At 60.9% G+C, this 19,734-nt stretch carries 21 protein-coding genes; 2 read left to right on the top strand and 19 right to left on the bottom strand.

All coding sequences use genetic code 11. The features are described 5' to 3' along the window. The 5 genes from ccmE to ccmA all read right to left on the bottom strand — a co-directional run bounded on the left by ccmE (window position 1) and on the right by ccmA (window position 2,779). Window positions 1-456: a cytochrome c maturation protein CcmE gene (ccmE, locus tag ACW9HW_RS11865; RefSeq protein ID WP_095195694.1), complete on the bottom strand. Its 456-nt coding sequence runs from the start codon at window positions 454-456 to the stop codon at window positions 1-3. Beyond that, window positions 453-629 carry a heme exporter protein CcmD gene (ccmD, locus tag ACW9HW_RS11860; protein WP_057398391.1) on the bottom strand — a complete coding sequence of 59 codons (177 nt, stop codon included), beginning with the start codon at window positions 627-629 and terminating at the stop codon, window positions 453-455. Before ccmD ends, ccmE begins: the two co-directional genes overlap by 4 nt. Next, complete coding sequence (locus ACW9HW_RS11855) at window positions 626-1,381, bottom strand: heme ABC transporter permease (RefSeq protein WP_095195695.1); 756 nt, start codon at window positions 1,379-1,381, stop codon at window positions 626-628. Before ACW9HW_RS11855 ends, ccmD begins: the two co-directional genes overlap by 4 nt. A 97-nt stretch (window positions 1,382-1,478) precedes the next feature. Next, on the bottom strand, window positions 1,479-2,147 hold the full coding sequence (gene ccmB, locus ACW9HW_RS11850) for a heme exporter protein CcmB (protein ID WP_007983326.1): 669 nt from the start codon (window positions 2,145-2,147) through the stop codon (window positions 1,479-1,481). Continuing rightward, a complete protein-coding gene (gene ccmA / locus ACW9HW_RS11845; RefSeq protein WP_457399967.1) occupies window positions 2,144-2,779 on the bottom strand; it encodes a cytochrome c biogenesis heme-transporting ATPase CcmA in 636 nt (211 codons plus the stop codon). The genes ccmB and ccmA overlap by 4 nt, the downstream gene beginning before the upstream one ends. Before the next feature lie 198 nt (window positions 2,780-2,977). Between ccmA and fliK the strand changes: the two genes are divergently transcribed. Together fliK and ACW9HW_RS11835 are read left to right on the top strand one after the other, a co-directional pair. Then, a complete protein-coding gene (gene fliK / locus ACW9HW_RS11840; protein WP_457399966.1) occupies window positions 2,978-4,552 on the top strand; it encodes a flagellar hook-length control protein FliK in 1,575 nt (524 codons plus the stop codon). Further along, a complete protein-coding gene (locus ACW9HW_RS11835) occupies window positions 4,549-4,878 on the top strand; it encodes an EscU/YscU/HrcU family type III secretion system export apparatus switch protein (RefSeq protein ID WP_457399964.1) in 330 nt (109 codons plus the stop codon). Before fliK ends, ACW9HW_RS11835 begins: the two co-directional genes overlap by 4 nt. A 133-nt stretch (window positions 4,879-5,011) precedes the next feature. Here ACW9HW_RS11835 and ACW9HW_RS11830 read toward each other — a convergent pair whose 3' ends face one another. From ACW9HW_RS11830 to flhA, 14 genes are all read right to left on the bottom strand, one after another. Continuing rightward, on the bottom strand, window positions 5,012-5,404 hold the full coding sequence (locus ACW9HW_RS11830; protein WP_095195699.1) for a DUF2802 domain-containing protein: 393 nt from the start codon (window positions 5,402-5,404) through the stop codon (window positions 5,012-5,014). Further along, entirely contained in the window at window positions 5,405-5,890 is a 486-nt protein-coding gene (locus ACW9HW_RS11825) for a chemotaxis protein CheW (protein ID WP_007980742.1), read from the bottom strand. It lies immediately after the preceding gene. Between the two features lie 85 nt (window positions 5,891-5,975). Beyond that, window positions 5,976-6,908, bottom strand: coding sequence for a chemotaxis protein CheW (locus tag ACW9HW_RS11820; protein WP_457399963.1), 933 nt, complete (start codon window positions 6,906-6,908; stop codon window positions 5,976-5,978). 126 nt (window positions 6,909-7,034) lie between these two features. After that, the gene (locus ACW9HW_RS11815) at window positions 7,035-7,823 is read right to left on the bottom strand and encodes a ParA family protein (protein ID WP_457399962.1); all 789 of its coding nucleotides are present in this window, start codon (window positions 7,821-7,823) and stop codon (window positions 7,035-7,037) included. 40 nt (window positions 7,824-7,863) lie between these two features. Further along, window positions 7,864-8,754 carry a flagellar motor protein MotD gene (gene motD / locus ACW9HW_RS11810; RefSeq protein ID WP_457399960.1) on the bottom strand — a complete coding sequence of 297 codons (891 nt, stop codon included), beginning with the start codon at window positions 8,752-8,754 and terminating at the stop codon, window positions 7,864-7,866. A 12-nt stretch (window positions 8,755-8,766) separates the two neighbouring features. Continuing rightward, window positions 8,767-9,507 carry a flagellar motor protein gene (locus tag ACW9HW_RS11805; protein WP_095195703.1) on the bottom strand — a complete coding sequence of 247 codons (741 nt, stop codon included), beginning with the start codon at window positions 9,505-9,507 and terminating at the stop codon, window positions 8,767-8,769. Continuing rightward, window positions 9,507-10,637, bottom strand: coding sequence for a protein-glutamate methylesterase/protein-glutamine glutaminase (locus ACW9HW_RS11800; protein ID WP_457399958.1), 1,131 nt, complete (start codon window positions 10,635-10,637; stop codon window positions 9,507-9,509). Before ACW9HW_RS11800 ends, ACW9HW_RS11805 begins: the two co-directional genes overlap by 1 nt. Window positions 10,638-10,687: 50 nt before the next feature. Next, window positions 10,688-12,955, bottom strand: coding sequence for a chemotaxis protein CheA (locus ACW9HW_RS11795; protein WP_095195705.1), 2,268 nt, complete (start codon window positions 12,953-12,955; stop codon window positions 10,688-10,690). A gap of 71 nt (window positions 12,956-13,026) precedes the next feature. Further along, entirely contained in the window at window positions 13,027-13,815 is a 789-nt protein-coding gene (locus tag ACW9HW_RS11790; protein WP_095195706.1) for a protein phosphatase CheZ, read from the bottom strand. 19 nt (window positions 13,816-13,834) lie between these two features. Further along, window positions 13,835-14,206, bottom strand: coding sequence for a chemotaxis response regulator CheY (locus ACW9HW_RS11785; protein ID WP_008006721.1), 372 nt, complete (start codon window positions 14,204-14,206; stop codon window positions 13,835-13,837). A 166-nt stretch (window positions 14,207-14,372) separates the two neighbouring features. Beyond that, complete coding sequence (gene fliA / locus ACW9HW_RS11780) at window positions 14,373-15,113, bottom strand: RNA polymerase sigma factor FliA (protein ID WP_007894214.1); 741 nt, start codon at window positions 15,111-15,113, stop codon at window positions 14,373-14,375. After that, window positions 15,110-15,940 carry a flagellar synthesis regulator FleN gene (gene fleN / locus ACW9HW_RS11775; RefSeq protein WP_008001746.1) on the bottom strand — a complete coding sequence of 277 codons (831 nt, stop codon included), beginning with the start codon at window positions 15,938-15,940 and terminating at the stop codon, window positions 15,110-15,112. Before fleN ends, fliA begins: the two co-directional genes overlap by 4 nt. Before the next feature lie 116 nt (window positions 15,941-16,056). After that, window positions 16,057-17,382, bottom strand: a complete 1,326-nt coding sequence (gene flhF / locus ACW9HW_RS11770) for a flagellar biosynthesis protein FlhF (protein WP_095195707.1) — start codon at window positions 17,380-17,382, stop codon at window positions 16,057-16,059. A gap of 11 nt (window positions 17,383-17,393) precedes the next feature. Beyond that, window positions 17,394-19,523: a flagellar biosynthesis protein FlhA gene (gene flhA, locus ACW9HW_RS11765; RefSeq protein ID WP_095195708.1), complete on the bottom strand. Its 2,130-nt coding sequence runs from the start codon at window positions 19,521-19,523 to the stop codon at window positions 17,394-17,396. Between the last annotated feature and the right edge of the window lie 211 nt (window positions 19,524-19,734).

The following is a 19,734-nucleotide window of genomic DNA, read 5'->3' as shown; positions in this document are numbered from 1 at the left end:
TCAACCCTCCTTGGCGGGTGTGGGTGCGGATTGGCCACTGTCTTTCAAGGCCTTGGTCACTTCCGGCGGCATGTACTTCTCGTCGTGCTTGGCCAGCACTTCATCGGCCACCACCACGCCATCGGCATTGAGTTTACCCAGGGCGACGATGCCCTGCCCTTCGCGGAACAGGTCCGGCAGGATGCCGCGATAGGTGATGGTCACGGACTTGTTGAAGTCGGTGACGATGAATTTCACATCCAGGGAATCGCCGGAGCGCTGCAACGAACCGGCCTCGACCATGCCGCCGGCGCGAATGCGCGTGTCATGGGGCGCTTCGCCGTTGGCGATCTGGGTCGGGGTGTAGAACAGATTGATGTTTTGCTGCAGGGCGCTCAGGGCCAGGCCGACGGCAGCGCCGACCCCGACCAGAATCGCGAGAATGAGGGTAAGACGCTTTTTACGCAGCGGATTCACTTGCCGTTCTCCCGGCGCAGACGACGCGCCTCTTGTTGCAGATACCGCTTGCGGGCCAGGATCGGCGCCGCCACGTTGAGGGCCAGTACCACCAGGCAGATGCCGTAGGCCGACCAGACATACAGGCCGTGATGGCCCATGGCGATGAAGTCGCCGAATGAAGCAAAACTCATCGAGCGACCTCCAGGCTGTTCTGAACTTCGGCTTTCACCCAACTGGCCCGTGCCTCGCGCTTGAGCACTTCAAGGCGCATGCGCAGCAGCAACACGGCGCCGAAGAAACAGTAGAACCCGAGTGCCGTCAGCAGCAGCGGCAGCCACATTTCAGCCGGCATCGCCGGTTTTTCGGTGAGGGTAAAGGTCGCGCCCTGATGCAGGGTGTTCCACCACTCCACCGAGTACTTGATGATCGGGATGTTGATCACGCCGACAATCGCCAGCACCGCGCAGGCCTTGGCCGCACTGTCACGATTGCTGATAGCGTTGCCCAGCGCAATGAGACCGAAGTACAGAAAAAGCAGAATCAACATGGACGTAAGGCGTGCATCCCAGACCCACCACGACCCCCAGGTCGGCTTGCCCCAGATGGCCCCGGTGACCAGCGCCACGGCGGTCATCCAGGCACCGATGGGTGCCGCGCATTGCAGGGCGACATCGGCCAGTTTCATTTTCCACACCAGCCCGACGACGCCGCACACGGCCAGCATCACATAGATGGACTGCGCCAGCATGGCGGACGGAACGTGGATATAAATGATGCGAAAGCTGTTGCCTTGCTGATAGTCCGGTGGCGCGAAGGCCAGGCCCCAGACTACGCCGATGGTGATCAGCAGTAAGGCTGCGATGCTCAACCACGGCAGCATCTTGCCGCTGATGCCGTAGAACCACTTGGGTGAGCCGAGCTTATGAAACCAGGTCCAGTTCATTACTGTTTCCATCACGGTTGCCGTTCGTTTTCACGAAGCAGTCAAAGGGTCTGCTTTTTTTTAAAAAGAGTGGTTAAAAATTAACCAGACCTCATTATTATTCGCCGACGCTGATCTTCAGGCCAGCGGCTATTGCAAAAGGTGTCAGGGTTATCGCCAGGGCGGTCAGGCTACCAAGCCACAAGAGATAACCGGTCGCCGGCATGCCCTGCAGGGCTGCCTGCAAGGCGCCACTGCCGAGAATCAACACCGGGATGTACAACGGCAGAATCAGCAACGCCAGCAACAGGCCACCGCGCTTCAAACCGACCGTCAGCGCCGCGCCCACCGCACCGAGCAGGCTCAGCACCGGTGTACCCAGCAATAAAGAAAGCAGCAACACCGGCAGACAGGCGGCAGGCAAACCGAGCATCAACGCCAGCAAGGGAGCGAGCAAAACCAGTGCCAGGCCGGAAAACGCCCAGTGTGCCAGCACCTTGGCCAAAACCAGAAGAGGCAGGGGGTGCGGCGAAAGGACCCACTGTTCCAGCGAGCCGTCTTCGAAATCACTGCGGAAAAGCCCGTCCAGCGAGAGCAAAACCGATAAAAGGGCCGCCACCCAGACCAGTCCCGGGGACAAGGTTTGCAACAATTGAGACTCGGGACCGACCGCCAAGGGAAACAGGGAAACGACGATGGCGAAAAACACCAGCGGATTGGCCAGCTCCGCAGGACGGCGGAACAGCAGACGGGCCTCACGGGCGACCAACAGGCCAAAAACACTCATACCGCCCATTTCCCCAGATCAATGTCGCGATAGCTGGCCGGCATGCGGCTCAGTGTGTGGTGAGTGGTCAACACCACCATGCCGCCGCGTTCGCAGTGGCCGGCCAGGTGTTCTTCCAGCTGCGCCACACCTTGCTTGTCGAGGGCCGTGAAGGGTTCATCGAGAATCCACAGCGGCGGGCTGTCCAGATACAGCCGTGCCAGCGCGACACGACGCTGCTGCCCAGCGGATAGCGTGTGGCAGGGAACATCTTCGAAACCGCGCAATCCGACCGCTGCCAGGGCTTGCCAGATGGCTTTGTGGGAGGCCGGTTGATGCAGGGCACACAGCCAGCTGAGGTTCTCTTCCGGCGTCAGCAGATCCTTGATCCCCGCCGCATGACCGATCCACAGCAGGTTGCGCGCCAGTTCCGTGCGTTGTTCGTTGAGCGGTTGGCCATTGAGCAGCACTTGACCGGCCGTCGGGTGCATCAGCCCCGAAAGCAGGCGTAACAGGCTGGTCTTGCCACTGCCGTTTGGGCCACTGATTTGCACCATTTCGCCACTGGCCAGTCTCAAATCGAGATTTTCGAAGAGCAGCCGAAGGTCTCGCTCACAGGCAAGGGCAACGGTTTGCAGGACAGGACTGGTCAAGGGTTCACGGGCCTTATACGGTTCAAGTCGGCTCTGGCGCGGCCGTTAAAGAGATGCAGAATAGATCTATTGGCGGCCCGAACTAGCGAGCTGCGTCAAATAATTGCAATGTTTCCGGCACTCTGTATACAACGCGGCGGCATTATACATGCCATTTCCTACTCTAAAGAGTGCATTTTCCCAAGGTTGTGACCGCGTATGACAGGCGAAATGAACATCCTCCCGCTACCCCAGACCACCTCGGCGACCACGCGTCCACTGGCGGTCAGTGGCGAATTGCTCAAGCTGCTGACACCCATCGAGGGCCTGATCACTGCCGGTCAGACGGCCAAGGCCGAGGTGTTGTCGCTCAAGCAGGCGGATCAGACTTTTCAGCTGCTGCTCAAGGTCACCCTGGAAAGCGGCCGCCAGACCACGGTCCAGGCCACCAGCAACCTACCGTTGGCCCAGGGTACAAGCATCGCGGTCACCCAGCCTTCAGCAGGGAACCTCGCCGTCACGGTGCAACAAGCCATCGCTTCCAGCGTCGCCACCCTCACCCGCCTCGACACCACGCAACTGCCGGTCGGCACCCTGTTGCAGGGCAAAGTGCTGACCTCCCAGGTGTTGCCGCAAGTGCCGGGGCAACCGACGGTATTTCGCTCGATGGTCAGCCTGCTCAATACGGCCTTGAGCGGCAGCACCTTGAGCATCGACAGCCCACAGCCTTTGCGCATCGGCACCTTGCTCAGCGCCCAGGTGCAGGACACCCAGACCTTGAAGTTCGTGCCCTTGAGCAGCCGCCAGGAGCAATTGGCGGTGACCCAGCAACTGGTCGGCCAACAAAGCCGCCAGGGCTCGCTCGATGGCTTGCTCAAGCTCCTGCAAAACCTGCCAGCTTCAAATCCGACCTCAAGCGACTTGCGCGTGGCCGTGGACAAATTGCTCGCCGGTCTGCCGGACGTTCAGCAACTGAGCACACCCAAGGGCCTGGCCCTGGCACTGGCCGGCAGCGGCGCGTTCCTCGAATCGAAACTGCTGACCGGGCAGAACCCGGCGCTCGCGCCCGACATGAAGGCCGACCTGCTCAAACTGATCGCGCAACTGACGCCAGGGCTGCCCGCCAGCACCAACCTCAGCGCGATCATCGCCGCCAACACCCTGGCCCAGGCCATGCCGAGCTTCGTGCGCAATGCCCTGGGTATGCTCGGGCAGGTCAGTGCCAAACCGTCGCCCACCAGCTTCCCGCTGCCCGAGCGCCTGTTGCAGAACGCTGAAGGCGAAGATGATCTTGAACACCTGCTGCGCCTGGCAGCGGCGGCGGTTTCACGCCTGCAGAGCCATCAACTGTCCAGCCTGGAGCAGACCGGTGTTACCAGCGACGGCCGCTTGATGAGCACCTGGCAACTGGAAGTTCCGATGCGCAACCTGCAGGACATCGTGCCGTTGCAGATCAAGTTCCAGCGTGAAGAAGCGCCAGACAGGGAACAACCCCATGAACGCCGTGAAGAGCGAGAGCCCAAGCAACAACTGTGGCGCGTCGAGCTGGCGTTCGAAATGGAGCCGCTGGGGCCGATGCAGATTCAGGCACAGCTGATCAAGGGCAGTCTCTCCAGCCAGCTCTGGGCCGAACGGCCGTACACCGCCAGCCTGATCGAAAACAACCTGGCCGCACTGCGTCAACGTCTGCTGGCCTCGGGGCTGAACGTCGGCGATCTGGATTGCCATCAGGGCAAGCCGCCTCAAGGCCCGCAAACCCGTCTCGAACAACGCTGGGTCGACGAAACCGCATGAAAAACCCCAACGCACCCCGCCAGGCCATCGCCCTCAAATACGACGGCACCCACGCCCCTACCCTCACCGCCAAGGGTGATGAAGAACTGGCTGAAGAAATCCTGCGGATCGCCCGCGACTATGAAGTGCCGATCTACGAAAACGCCGAGTTGGTGAGGCTGCTGGCGCGCATGGAACTGGGGGACAGTATTCCGGAAGAGCTGTATCGCACGATCGCGGAGATTATTGCGTTTGCGTGGAGTCTGAAGGGCAAGTTTCCGGCGGGGCAGGATCCGGGGGCGTCGATGGTTGAGAAGGACATCACCGATCGCGGGGATGATTACTGAGGGTTCGACGACGCCATCGCGGGCAAGCCCGCTCCCACAGGTGATTGGCGGTGTTCACACGTCTTGTGTCCACCCCGATTCATTGTGGGAGCGAGCCTGCTCGCGAAAGCGGCCTCAGCCAAATCGCAAAAAATCAGTTCTTGTGCAGCTTACTCATCAACTCCGCCTCAGCCTGGGTCAAGCCGCAGGACTGGGTCAGCTCGTCGACGCTCGCGCCCATCCCCACCAGTCGCGCCGCCTGGGCGAACGAGAGGCTGGTAGGATCGCGTTGTTCCACACGGGTGAGCCGGTCCGGCAACGGCGCGACGATCGCGCGCAGTTCGTGCAGGTCTTCACCCATGCGCACGTTGCCGTTCTGATAGTCATCCACGCTTTTGGCCAGGTCCTTGATGCGCTGATCACGCAGCGCATCGCCCTGGGCCTGTTGCGCGGCGATCTTCCGTTGATCGCGAATGTACGCCAGAAACATCGCCAGCGTGCCTGCCCAGAACAGGAACAGGACAATGACCGCAACCTCGAGAATCAATCAGATACTCTCCAGTTCCGACCATTCTTCTTCGCTCATCATCTTGTCCAGTTCGACCAGGATCAGCAGTTCGTTGTTCTTGTTGCACACGCCTTGAATGAACTTGGCGGATTCTTCGTTACCGACGTTCGGCGCGGTTTCGATTTCCGACTGACGCAGGTAAACCACTTCGGCCACGCTGTCGACCATGATCCCGACAACCTGCTTGTCGGCTTCGATGATGACGATACGGGTGTTGTCGCTGATTTCGGCATTCATCAGGCCGAAGCGCTGACGGGTGTCGATCACGGTGACCACGTTACCGCGCAGGTTGATGATGCCCAGCACGTAGCTCGGGGCACCGGGCACCGGGGCGATTTCGGTGTAGCGCAGGACTTCCTGAACGCGCATCACGTTGATGCCGTAGGTTTCGTTGTCCAGCTTGAAGGTTACCCATTGCAGGATCGGATCTTCGGACCCTTTTGCCGCCGTCGCCTTATCATTCATACCCTGACCCCTCGAAAAACCGCCCTGGCGGTGTGTGTTCGGTGCTGCGGCATTTGGATGCCGTCGCCTGTTTGTTGTGCAGTTTTCATTTCAACTTTTGGACCGGCTTGCTGCCGCTCATGTGCTTTGCCCCGCCGCTGGCGATCAACTCGGCCAGCGCGGAAACGTCAAGCAATGCACACATGTGTTCAATCACCGTGCCCGCCAGCCATGGCCGTTGACCACGGTGACTGCGCCACTTGATTTCGTTCGGGTCCAGGCGCAACGAGCGGCTGACCTGATGCACCGCCAGCCCCCACTCGTAGCCCTGAACCGAGATGACGTATTGCAGGCCCTGACGGAAATCATCGCGATAACGGTCGGGCATGACCCAACGCGCGGTGTCCAGAACCTTCAGGTTGCCCGCCTGGCTCGGCAGGATGCCGAGGAACCACTCCGGCTGGCCGAACAGCGGCGTCAGTTCGTGGCCGGCCAGTGAGTAGATCGAGCCCAGGCACACCAGCGGCACCGCCAGGGTCAACCCGGCGACATCGAACAACAGACATTCGAAGGGCTCGGCTGCCCACACCGGACGACCGTCGGTTTCCACCGGCGGCGGTGGGTTGGCGGGTGGCAGGTGGACTTCGACCACGGGTGGTACCAGCACCTGTTGCACTTCGACCGGGGCAGGAACCAAAACCTGTTGTTCTTCGACAGCCGGTGGCACTAAGGCTTGCAGCAAGGGGGCGATGGTTGAGACCGGCGCCAGAACGGGTGTCGGCGCTTCGACCACGGCAACCGGCGTCTTCGTTACCGGCGCTACCACCGGTGCGGTCGCGACTACGATTTTCTGCGCATCGCGCGCCTGCTCTTCGAGCACTGCCGCCTGGAATTCATCCAGCGCCGCCTCAACCTCAACCACGGCGGGCAGCGCTTCGATTTCTGGCGCGAATTCCTCAGTGACTTCCTGCAGCAGATTATCCAGGTAGGACTGCAACGCCAGTTGCGGACGAGAAGTGGTCTTCAACGGCCGGTTCATGAACGCTCACCTATAGGAGCGAGCATGCTCGCGATGAACCTGAGAGCGCCACGGCGTGTCAGGTTTCCCGCGTCATCGTTGACGTCCATCGCGAGCGAGCTCGCTCCTACAGGGATCGGGGTCATGTCATGCCACCTGCGGAACAAGTTGTGCCGTCAGCAGATGCTTGAGCAGCGCACGGTAGGCAAGAACGCCACGGCTCTTGCCGTCGAATTGCGAGGGCGTCAGCCCGGCACGGCTGGCATCGCGCAAGCGGGTGTCCACGGGAATGTAGCCCTGCCAGATTGCCTCCGGAAACTTGTCGCGCAAGACCCGCAGCGTGCCGAGGGACGCTTGCGTACGCCGGTCGAACAGGGTCGGCACGATGGTGAACGGCAAGGCCTGCTTGCGCGAGCGATTGATCATCGCCAGGGTGTTGATCATGCGCTCCAGACCTTTGACCGCCAGGTGTTCGGTTTGCACCGGGATCACCAGTTGCTGGCTCGCCGCCAAGGCATTGACCATCAGCACGCCGAGCAACGGCGGGCTGTCGATCACCGCGTAATCGAAGTCTTGCCACAACTGTGCCAGGCTCTTGGCGATCACCAGGCCCAGGCCACTCTGGCCCGGCGACTGGCGCTCAAGGGTGGCCAGGGCGGTACTCGATGGCAACAGGGAAATACGTTCGTCGCTGGTGGACAGCAGCAATTGTCCGGGCAAGCCCTGAGGCACGCTGCCCTTGTGCAGGAACAGGTCGTAGTTGCTGTGTTCCAGGCTGTCGGGGTCATAGCCGAAATAACTGGTCATCGAGCCGTGGGGGTCGAGGTCAACCACGACCACGCGCTTGCCCGCCTCGGCCAGCAAACCGGCTAAAGCGATGGAGGAAGTGGTTTTACCGACACCACCCTTTTGATTGGCGACTGCCCAGACTCTCATTTGGTTTGGTTCCTCCCGGTCGAATCGACCGGGAAATAGCTCAACGTGTTAATGCGGGTGACGGAGAATTGACGGCGCTCTCTCGTACCGGCGACTTGACCGGGGTCGGTGCAGTTTGTGTGCCAGCACGCTTCAAAGCGGCATCCGGTGTGGTATGAGCGGCTCCGGTCCCGGTCAGGCTGCGGCGCACGTCAAGATTGCGTGACACCACCAGCACGACACGACGGTTGCGCGCCCGGCCCTCGACCGTGGCGTTGTTGGCCACGGGCTGGAATTCGCCGTAGCCCACCGATGCCAGACGACCGGGGTTCACCCCCTGCATCGCCAGCATGCGCACGATGCTCGCCGAACGGGCCGACGACAGTTCCCAGTTGGTCGGGTACTGCGCGGTACGTATGGGTTGATCGTCGGTAAAACCTTCGACGTGAATCGGGTTGTCGAACGGCTTCAAAATGACCGCGACCTTGTCGATGATGTTGAAGGCCATGTCGCTGGGCATGGCGTCGCCGCTGCCGAACAACAGGCTGGAATTGAGTTCGATCTCGACCCACAGCTCATTGCCGCGCACGGTCATCTGGTTGGATTTGATCAGGTCGCCAAAGGCGGCGCTGATGTCGTCGGCGATGCTTTTCAGCGGATCGCTGGCTCCGGCGATACCGGCGTCAACCTGTTCGGCATCCTTGACCAGCGGCTTGGCCGGGGTCACGGTCTTCGGGCGCTCTTCACCAATGGGTATCGGCTGGAGGGAACGGTCGGCATCGTTGAAGACGCCGATCAGCGCTTGGGAAATGACCTTGTACTTGCCTTCGTTGACCGAAGAGATCGAGTACATCACCACGAAAAACGCGAAGAGCAAGGTGATGAAGTCCGCGTAGGACACCAGCCAGCGCTCGTGATTAACGTGTTCATCATGCTGACGGCGACGTGCCATGAGGTTATTCCCTTAGTCCATGAAGCCCTGGAGCTTCAACTCAATGGAGCGAGGGTTTTCACCTTCGGCAATCGACAGGATGCCTTCGAGCAACATTTCGCGATAACGCGACTGGCGCAATGCAACGGATTTGAGTTTGGCGGCAATCGGCAGCAGCACCAGGTTGGCACTGGCCACGCCGTAGATGGTGGCGACGAAGGCCACGGCAATGCCGTTACCCAGTTGCGACGGATCACCCAGGTTGCCCATGACGTGAATCAGGCCCATCACCGCACCGATGATGCCGATGGTCGGCGCGTAGCCACCCATGCTTTCAAAGACTTTGGCGGCCTCGATGTCGCGGCTTTCCTGGGTATAGAAATCCACTTCCAGAATGCTGCGGATCGCCTCGGGTTCGGCGCCGTCCACCAGCAGTTGCAAGCCTTTGCGCGAGTAGCTGTCGGGTTCGGTGTCGGCTACGCCTTCCAGGCCGAGCAAGCCTTCCTTGCGCGCGGTCAGGCTCCAGTTGACGACACGATCGATGCCACCGGCCAGGTCGACGCGTGGCGGGAACAGAATCCACGCCAGGATCTGCATGGCCCGCTTGAAAGCGCTCATCGGTGATTGCAGCAATGCCGCGCCAATGGTCCCGCCCAGTACGATCAGTGCCGCCGGGCCGTTGGCCAGCGCACCGAGATGTCCGCCCTCAAGGTAGTTGCCGCCGATGATGGCGACGAACGCCATGATGATGCCGATAAGGCTCAGAACATCCATCAGATACAGGCCTCGACCAGGTGCTTGCCGATGTCGTCCAGGCTGTACACCGCGTCGGCGAGCTCGGCTTTGACGATGGCCATCGGCATGCCGTAGATCACGCAGCTGGCTTCATCCTGGGCCCAGATCGAACTGCCGCCCTGCTTGAGCAGGCGCGCGCCTTCGCGACCGTCGGCGCCCATGCCGGTCAATACCACCGCCAGAACTTTGTCACCGTAGGATTTGGCCGCGGAGCCGAAGGTAATGTCCACGCACGGCTTGTAGTTCAGACGCTCGTCGCCCGGCAGGATTTTCACCGCGCCACGGCCATCGATCATCATTTGCTTGCCACCCGGTGCCAGCAGCGCCAGGCCCGGACGCAGGATGTCGCCATCCTCGGCTTCCTTGACGCTGATGCGGCAGAGCTTGTCCAGACGCTCCGCGAAAGCCTTGGTGAACGCTGCTGGCATGTGCTGGATCAACACGATCGGCGCCGGGAAGTTGGCCGGCAACTGGGTCAATACCCGCTGCAGGGCAACCGGCCCACCGGTGGAGGTACCGATGGCCACCAGTTTGTAGGCTTTGCGTTTCGGCGCGGGCGACGACGGCGTGGCCACGTGGGTACGTGCAGGCATCGGGGCCGGAGCCGGGCGCGCAGGCGCGCTGCCGCCATAACTGCCGAGGCTGGAAGGCGCAGGCGCTGGTGCAGGTGTGGCTACCGGTGCCGGAACACTGTAGGCGCTGACGCGACGGTTGCTGCGCGAGATGCTCAGGATCTTCTCGCACAGCAGTTGCTTGACCTTCTCGGGGTTGCGCGAGATGTCTTCGAAATTCTTCGGCAGGAAGTCCACCGCGCCGGCGTCCAGCGCATCGAGGGTTACCCGGGCGCCTTCGTGGGTCAGCGAGGAAAACATCAAGACCGGAGTCGGGCAGCGCTGCATGATGTGCCGCACCGCCGTGATGCCGTCCATCATCGGCATCTCATAGTCCATGGTGATCACGTCCGGCTTGAGGGCCAGTGCCTGATCGATCGCCTCTTTTCCGTTGGTCGCCGTGCCGACGACCTGGATATTCGAATCCGCTGAAAGAATTTCCGAGACGCGGCGGCGGAAAAACCCCGAATCGTCCACCACCAGGACTTTGACTGCCATAAACACTCCGTTAGACGCCGCGGGACCTCAGACGCCCCGCTTCGCCAGAATCAAATACGCCGCGTGGCGTAACGCTTGAGCATGCTCGGAACATCGAGAATCAGCGCAATGCGACCGTCACCGGTAATGGTGGCGCCCGACATGCCCGGGGTTCCCTGGAGCATTTTGCCCAATGGCTTGATGACCACTTCTTCCTGACCCACCAGTTGATCGACGACGAAGCCGATCCGCTGGGTGCCCACCGAAAGGATCACCACATGGCCTTCTCGCTGCTCTTCGTGAGCGGCGGAGCTGACCAGCCAGCGCTTGAGGTAGAACAACGGCAGCGCCTTGTCCCGCACGATCACCACTTCCTGGCCATCCACCACGTTGGTGGTCGACAGGTCGAGGTGGAAGATCTCGTTGACGTTCACCAGCGGGAACGCGAACGCCTGGTTGCCGAGCATGACCATCAGCGTCGGCATGATCGCCAGGGTCAACGGCACCTTGATGACGATCTTCGAACCCTGGCCCTTGGCCGAGTAGATGTTGATCGAGCCGTTGAGCTGGGAAATCTTGGTTTTCACCACGTCCATGCCCACGCCACGACCCGACACGTCGGAAATCTCGGTCTTGGTCGAGAAGCCCGGGGCGAAAATCAGGTTGTAGCACTCGGTGTCGCTCAGCCGATCGGCCGCATCCTTGTCCATCACACCGCGTTTCACCGCGATGGAACGCAGGACGTTCGGGTCCATGCCTTTACCGTCATCGGAGATCGATAGCAGGATGTGGTCACCCTCCTGCTCCGCGGCCAGGATGACCTTGCCGCCACGGGCCTTGCCCGACGCTTCGCGTTCTTCCGGCGACTCGATGCCGTGGTCGACTGCGTTGCGCACCAAGTGGACCAGCGGGTCGGCCAGGGCCTCGACGAGGTTCTTGTCGAGGTCGGTTTCTTCGCCGACCAGCTCCAGGTTGATCTCTTTCTTGAGCTGGCGAGCCAGGTCGCGAACCAGGCGTGGGAAGCGCCCGAAGACTTTCTTGATCGGTTGCATCCGGGTCTTCATGACCGCGGTCTGCAGGTCGGCCGTGACCACGTCGAGGTTCGACACGGCCTTGGACATGGCTTCATCGGCGCTGTTGGCGCCGAGGCGGACCAGGCGGTTACGCACCAGCACGAGTTCGCCGACCATGTTCATGATTTCGTCGAGACGCGCGGTATCGACCCGCACGGTCGTCTCGGCTTCGCTGGCCGGTTTTTCCGCTGGCGCCGATGCCGGGGCACGGGCCGGAGCCGGAGCGGCAGCAGCCGCTGGAGTTTCGGCTTTCGGCTCTGGTGCCTTGGCCACGGGTTTCGGTGCCGCAGCCTTGGCGACAGGTGCCGCCACCGGAGCACTGGTGCCCGAAGCGGTTCCAGAGGCAGTGCCAACTTCGGTGAACTTGCCTTTGCCGTGCAATTCGTCGAGCAGCGATTCGAATTCGTGATCGGTGATCAGGTCGCTACCGGCCGCAGCGGCGACAGGTGCTGCCGGGGTTGGCACCGAAGCGATGGCCGATTCCAGCGCATCCACCGCAAAGTTGCCCTTGCCGTGCAACTGGTCGAGCAGTGCTTCGAATTCGTCATCCGTAATATCGGAGCTGTCGCCAGCGGCTTTCGGAGCTTCCGGCGCGGCAGGCGCGGCAGGCGCCACCACCGCATCAACGGCAAACTGGCCTTTACCGTGCAACTGGTCGAGCAACGACTCGAACTCGGCATCGGTGATTTCGTCACTGGCAGCGCCGTCGCCGGCCGGTGCCGGAGCAGCCGCCGGCGCCTCGGCCTGTGCCTTCACGGCGTTCAGCGAGTCCAGCAGTTGTTCGAATTCATTGTCGGTAATATCGCCCGATTCGCTTTCAGCGACAGGCTCTTCAACCACGTCGGCAACGGGTGCCGGTGCGGCCTCGTCAGCCGTTTGCGGCTCGGCCAGACGGGCCAGGGCCGCGAGCAATTCAGGCGTGGCAGCCGTGATCGGGCTGCGCTCGCGGACTTCGCTGAACATGCTGTTCACCGCGTCCAGTGCTTCGAGAACCACGTCCATCAATTCCGAGTCGACGCGACGTTCGCCCTTGCGCAGGATGTCGAACACGTTTTCGGCGATGTGACAGCACTCCACCAGCTCGTTGAGCTGGAGGAAGCCGGCGCCCCCTTTTACAGTGTGAAAACCGCGAAAAATTGCATTGAGCAAGTCCGCATCATCCGGCCGGCTTTCCAGCTCGACCAGTTGCTCGGACAGTTGCTCTAGAATCTCGCCGGCCTCAACCAGGAAATCCTGAAGGATCTCTTCATCGGCGCCGAAGCTCATTAATGGTGTGCTCCTAACAGGTCTAAAAACCCAAAAAACCTAAAATTCCAAAACTCTAGAAAACTAAAATTCTAAAATCCCAGGCTGGATAGCAAATCGTCCACATCGTCCTGACCGGACACAACGTCTTCTCTTTTATCGGCATGAATCTGCGGACCTTCACCCTGAGAGAGATGTTTTTGTGGATCTTTTTCGGCAAGCATCGCTTCACGGTCATGTTCGATGCCCGCAAAGCGGTCCACCTGACTGGCCATGAGCACGAGCTTGAGCAGGTTGCTTTCAACTTCGGTGACCAGTTGGGTCACGCGCTTGATCACTTGACCGGTGAGGTCCTGGTAGTCCTGGGCAAGCAGGATGTCGTTGAGGTTGCTCGACACCGCGCGGCCGTCTTCGGCGCTGCGCGCCAGGAAACCGTCGACCCGCCGGGCCAGTTCGCGGAACTCTTCAGCCCCGACTTCGCGACGCATGAACCGTCCCCAGTCCGTGCTCAAGGCCTGGGCTTCATCGCTCAGGCGGTTGACCACCGGCGTGGCGCTTTCCACCAGGTCCATGGTGCGGTTGGCCGCGGCCTCGGTCAGCTTGACCACATAGGACAGGCGCTCGGTCGCATCCGTGATCTGTGACACTTCCTCGGCTTGCGGCATGTGCGGGTCAATCTGGAAATTGACGATCGCGCTATGCAGCTCGCGGGTGAGCTTGCCCACTTCCTGATACAGGCCGCGGTCACGGGTCTGGTTGAGCTCATGGATCAATTGCACAGCATCGCCGAACTTGCCCTTTTCAAGGCTCGCGACCAGTTCGACGGCGTGTTTTTTCAGGGTCGATTCAAAATCACCCTGCGAAGATTCGTTATGCCCCATAGCTCCCCCGTGGCGCAGTTCAACCGATGCGTTCGAAAATCTTCTCGATTTTTTCTTTCAACGCCTGGGCCGTGAAGGGTTTGACCACATAGCCGTTTACACCGGCCTGGGCCGCTTCGATGATCTGTTCGCGCTTGGCTTCAGCGGTCACCATCAGCACCGGCAGGTGCTTGAGCTTTTCATCGGCACGCACGTGGCGCAGCAGATCGATACCGGTCATGCCAGGCATGTTCCAGTCCGTTACCAGAAAGTCGATGCTCCCGCTGTTGAGTACCGGAATGGCGGTAATGCCATCGTCGGCCTCGACCGTGTTGGTGAACCCAAGGTCACGCAACAGGTTTTTTATGATCCGCCGCATCGTTGAGAAGTCATCAACGATGAGGATTTTCATGTTCTTGTCCAATTCGACCTCCAAGCAGACTAAAACGCGCCCAGCACCTGGACGCGCCATTTCAATCAATCTGGCAAAACACTTGATGACTGTCTGGAGTACAGCGGATCGAGACCGGCGCGGTTCATCACCCCACCAGCCACGTCGCAGTGCCCCCACACTGCCTTCAGCGCGCTCGCCACTCTCCCAAACGCCCCCGCAAACGGGCCGCGCACTGGCTGTGTAACTGGCTGACCCGAGATTCGCTGACCCCCAGGACCTCACCGATTTCCTTGAGATTCAGCTCTTCGTCGTAGTACAGCGCCAACACCAGTCGCTCACGCTCCGGCAAATTGGCAATCGCGTCCGCCAGCGCCGCCTGGAAGCGTTCATCTTCCAGATCGCGTGACGGTTCGAGATGAGCACTCGCGCCATCCTCGTGCAGCCCTTCGTGTTCGCCGTCCTGCAACAGATCGTCGAAGCTGAACAAGCGGCTGCCCAGGGTGTCGTTCAAAATCCCGTAGTAATCGTCGAGACTCAATTGGAGTTCGGCCGCAACTTCGTGATCTTTAGCGTCACGGCCTGTTTTAGCTTCAATCGAGCGAATGGCGTCGCTGACCATCCGGGTATTGCGGTGGACCGAACGTGGCGCCCAATCCCCCTTGCGTACTTCATCGAGCATGGCGCCGCGGATGCGGATGCCCGCGTACGTCTCGAAACTCGCGCCTTTGCTGGCGTCGTATTTGGTCGACACTTCAAGCAGGCCGATCATCCCGGCCTGGATCAGGTCTTCGACCTGGACGCTGGCCGGCAGACGCGCCAGCAGGTGGTAGGCAATGCGTTTGACCAGTGGCGCGTAACGCTCGATCAGCTCGTACTGCGCGTCCCGCGCCGACTTCTTGTAGAGGTTGTAACCGCTGGCTGTCATAGCACAGGTCCTGCCGTTTGTTGCACGAGGCGCTCGACGAAAAACTCCAGGTGCCCGCGCGGGTTGGCGGGCAGCGGCCATGTATCGACCTTCTGTGCGATGGCCTTGAACGCCAGCGAGCACTTGGAACGCGGGAACGCTTCGTAGACCGCACGCTGCTTCTGCACGGCCTTGCGCACGCTTTCGTCGTACGGCACGGCGCCAACGTATTGCAGGGCGACGTCGAGGAAGCGGTCGGTCACCTTGGTCAACTTGGCGAACAGGTTGCGGCCTTCCTGCGGGCTCTGCGCCATGTTGGCCAGGACGCGGAAGCGATTCATGCCGTAATCGCGGTTAAGCAATTTGATCAATGCGTAGGCGTCGGTGATCGAGGTCGGCTCGTCGCAGACCACCAGCAACACTTCCTGCGCGGCGCGCACAAAACTGACTACCGAGTCACCGATACCCGCAGCGGTGTCGATCACCAGTACGTCGAGATTGTCGCCGATGTCGCTGAACGCCTGGATCAGGCCGGCGTGTTGCGCCGGGCTCAAATGCACCATGCTCTGGGTGCCGGACGCGGCCGGAACGATGCGGATGCCGCCTGGCCCCTGCAACAGGACGTCGCGCAGCTCGCAGCGGCCTTCGATCACGTCGGCCAGGGTACGTTTGGGTGTCAGGCCCAGCAGAACGTCGACGTTCGCCAGCCCCAGATCGGCGTCCAGCAGCATGACGCGCCGGCCAAGCTCAGCCAAAGCCAGGGACAAGTTCACTGACACGTTAGTTTTCCCGACGCCACCTTTGCCGCCGGTCACCGCGATCACCTGTACGGGATGCATGCTGCCCATGTTATTTCTTTACCTTGTCTTGCATAGACGGAGGCCACATTACTGGCTGCGCGTTCGCAACTGGAACAATGCATGGCAGACCATCGATGTAGGTACAAAAACGATTCATTGTCACCTCAGCCTACCTGCTTGGTCGGGCTGTGGTAGATATCAGCGAACATGTCAGCCATGGCTTCTTCGCTGGGCTCTTCCTGCATTTGCACGCTAACGGCGCGACTGACCAGTTGATGACGACGCGGCAGATGCAAATCATCCGGAATCCGCGGGCCATCGGTCAGGTACGCCACCGGCAACTCATGGCTGATGGCAAGGCTCAACACCTCGCCCAGACTCGCCGTTTCATCCAGTTTAGTCAGGATGCAGCCAGCGAGCCCGCAGCGCTTGTAACTGTGATAAGCGGCGGTTAGAACCTGTTTCTGGCTGGTGGTTGCCAGGACCAGGTAATTTTTTGACTTGATGCCACGCCCGGCCAGGCTTTCAAGCTGCATGCGCAGCGCCGGATCGCTGGCTTGCAGGCCGGCGGTATCGATCAGCACGACGCGTTTGCGCAACAGTGGATCCAGCGCCTGCACCAGCGATTGCCCCGGATCGACGTGAGTTACCGACACGTTGAGAATCCGGCCCAGGGTCTTGAGTTGCTCCTGGGCACCAATACGATAGCTGTCCATGCTCACCAGCGCGATGTTTTGCGCGCCGTATTTGAGCACGTAACGGGCAGCCAGCTTGGCCAGGGTGGTGGTCTTGCCCATGCCGGCAGGGCCGACCATGGCAATCACACCGCCCTCTTCCAGCGGTTCGACTTCCGGCGTGGCAATCATCCGCGCCAAGTGCGCCAGCAACATGCGCCAGGCCTGGCGAGGTTCTTCGATATCGGTGATCAGCGCCAGCAAGTCCCGCGACAACGGGCCGGACAGGCCGATGCGCTGCAAGCGGCGCCAGAGGTTAGCCTGGTCCGGGCGGCTGCCTTGCAGCTGATTCCACGCCAAAGAGCCAAGTTGTACTTCAAGCAATTCGCGCAGACCGTTGAGTTCGAAGCGCATCGAGTCGAATACCCGCTGATCGACCGCAGGCGCAGCAGCAGGTGCCGGCGCCGGGCGACGGGGCTCGGCGTAAGTGGGTTCGATCAGTGGCTCGGCGGCCGTGAGCGGCAGGCCGGCGAACAACTGGCGATTGGTGGCGTTATCGCTCTCGCCCTCGCTGCGCAGGCTCAATTCGGCCTGGGCGGTGACGATCCGCGATTGCGTCTTGCGCAGCTCGTCTTCAAGTTCCATGTTCGGAACACGCGGTGCCAGCGCCGACAGCTTGTAATCCAGGGCAGCCGTCAGCTCGACACCACCGGCGATGCGGCGGTTGCCAATGATGGCGGCATCGGCGCCCAGCTCATCACGAACCAGTTTCATGGCCTGACGCATATCGGCGGCGAAAAAACGCTTAACTTGCATAACCCACTACCTCAGCCGTTGGGCCCTACTGTCGCAACGATGGTCACTTGCTTGTTGTCAGGAATTTCCTGGTAAGCCAGAACGTGCAAACCCGGCACTGCCAGTCGGCCAAACCGCGAGAGCATCGCGCGAACCGGGCCGGCTACCAGCAGAATCACCGGTTGACCTTGCATCTCCTGGCGTTGCGCCGCATCGATCAACGAACGTTGCAGCTTCTCAGCCATGCTTGGCTCCAACAGAACGCCCTCTTCCGAGCCTTGTCCTGCCTTCTGCAGACTATTGAGCAATATTTGTTCCAACCTTGGCTCCAGCGTGATAACTGGCAGCTCGGAGTCAGTGCCTACAATGCTTTGGACGATAGCGCGGGAAACGCCGACGCGCACCGCGGCCACCAATGCGGCAGTATCTTGACTCTTGGACGCGTTGTTGGCGATGGCTTCGGCAATGCTGCGAATATCGCGCACCGGCACCTGCTCGGCCAGCAGCGCCTGCAGGACTTTGAGCAATTGCGACAGCGACAGCACGCCCGGTACCAGTTCTTCGGCCAGTTTCGGCGAGTTTTTCGCCAGCAATTGCATGAGCTGCTGCACTTCCTCGTGACCGATCAGCTCGCTGGAGTGCTTGTACAGAATCTGGTTCAAGTGGGTTGCCACCACGGTACTGGCATCGACCACGGTGTAGCCCAGCGATTGCGCCTGGGCACGCTGGCTGATTTCGATCCACACCGCCTCCAGCCCGAAAGCCGGATCTTTGGCGGTGATGCCGTTGAGCGAGCCGTAGACCTGCCCCGGGTTGATCGCCAGTTCGCGGTCCGGGTAGATCTCCGCTTCCGCCAGGATCACCCCCATCAGGGTCAGGCGATAGGCACTCGGCGCCAGGTCGAGGTTGTCGCGGATGTGCACGGTCGGCATCAGGAAACCCAGGTCCTGGGACAGCTTCTTGCGCACGCCCTTGATCCGCGCCAGCAATTGACCACCCTGATTGCGGTCCACCAGCGGAATCAGGCGATAGCCCACTTCCAGGCCGATCATGTCGATCGGCGTCACGTCATCCCAGCCCAGCTCCTTGGTTTCCTGGGCGCGGGCCGGCGACGGCAGCAGCTCCTGTTGACGCTTGACCTCTTGCAGAGCCTGGACCTTGACAATGTTCTGCTTGCGCCAGAACAGGTACGCGCCACCCGCCGCCAGGGCGGCCATGCTCAGGAAGGAAAAATGCGGCATGCCGGGCACCAGGCCCATCACTGCCATCAAACCCGCCGACACGGCCAGTGCCTTGGGCGAGGCGAACATCTGGCGATTGATCTGCTTGCCCATGTCTTCCGAACCGGAAGCACGGGTCACCATGATCGCCGCCGCGGTGGACAACAGCAGTGATGGCAATTGCGCCACCAAACCGTCACCGATGGTCAACAGCGCGTAAACCTTGCCGGCATCGGCGAACGTCATGTTGTGCTGGAAGATACCGACCGCCATGCCGCCGATCAGGTTGATGAACAGAATCAGCAAACCGGCGATGGCGTCACCGCGCACGAATTTGCTGGCACCGTCCATGGAGCCGTAGAACTCGGCCTCCTGGGCCACTTCCGAACGACGGGCCTTGGCCTGGGCCTGGTCGATCAGGCCGGCGTTGAGGTCAGCGTCGATCGCCATTTGCTTGCCGGGCATCGCATCGAGGGTGAAACGCGCGCTCACCTCGGAAATCCGCCCGGCACCCTTGGTGACCACGACGAAGTTGATGATCATCAGAATCGCGAACACCACGATACCGACCACATAGTTACCGCCGATCACCACCTCGCCGAAGGCCTGGATCACCTTACCGGCGGCGGCGTGACCATCCTGGCCGTGGAGCATCACCACCCGCGTGGAGGCCACGTTCAACGCCAGCCGCAACAGCGTCGCCACCAGCAGAATGGTCGGGAACACTGCGAAGTCCAGCGGCCGCAAGGCGTAGACGCAGACCAGCAGCACGACAATCGACAAGGCAATGTTGAAGGTGAAAAACACGTCGAGCAGGAACGGCGGCATCGGCAACATCATCATCGCCAACATGACCAGCAGCAACAACGGCACGCCCAGATTGCCTCGACTGAGGTCTGCCATATGCGTGCGTGTACTGCTGAGTAACTGAGAGCGATCCACCGGTAATCCCCGTGCCTTTAAAGCAAACTTTTGACGCCTGAAGCGGGCGCAGCGGGGCTACTGCAAGAAGCTTTCCAACTTTTGCGGGGGGTTGAAATAGAGGGGTTTGTCAGAGGAAATTTGTATTGCCTGCTCTGGCCTCTTCGCGAGCAGGCTCGCTCCCACAATATGTTCGAAGCCGACCGTGAATCCAGCGTTCGACACAGACCCC

Source organism: Pseudomonas sp. SDO5532_S415 (assembly GCF_054071155.1).
Note: the sequence above shows the minus strand (reverse complement) of the source record. Positions and strands in the feature narration are given on the sequence as shown.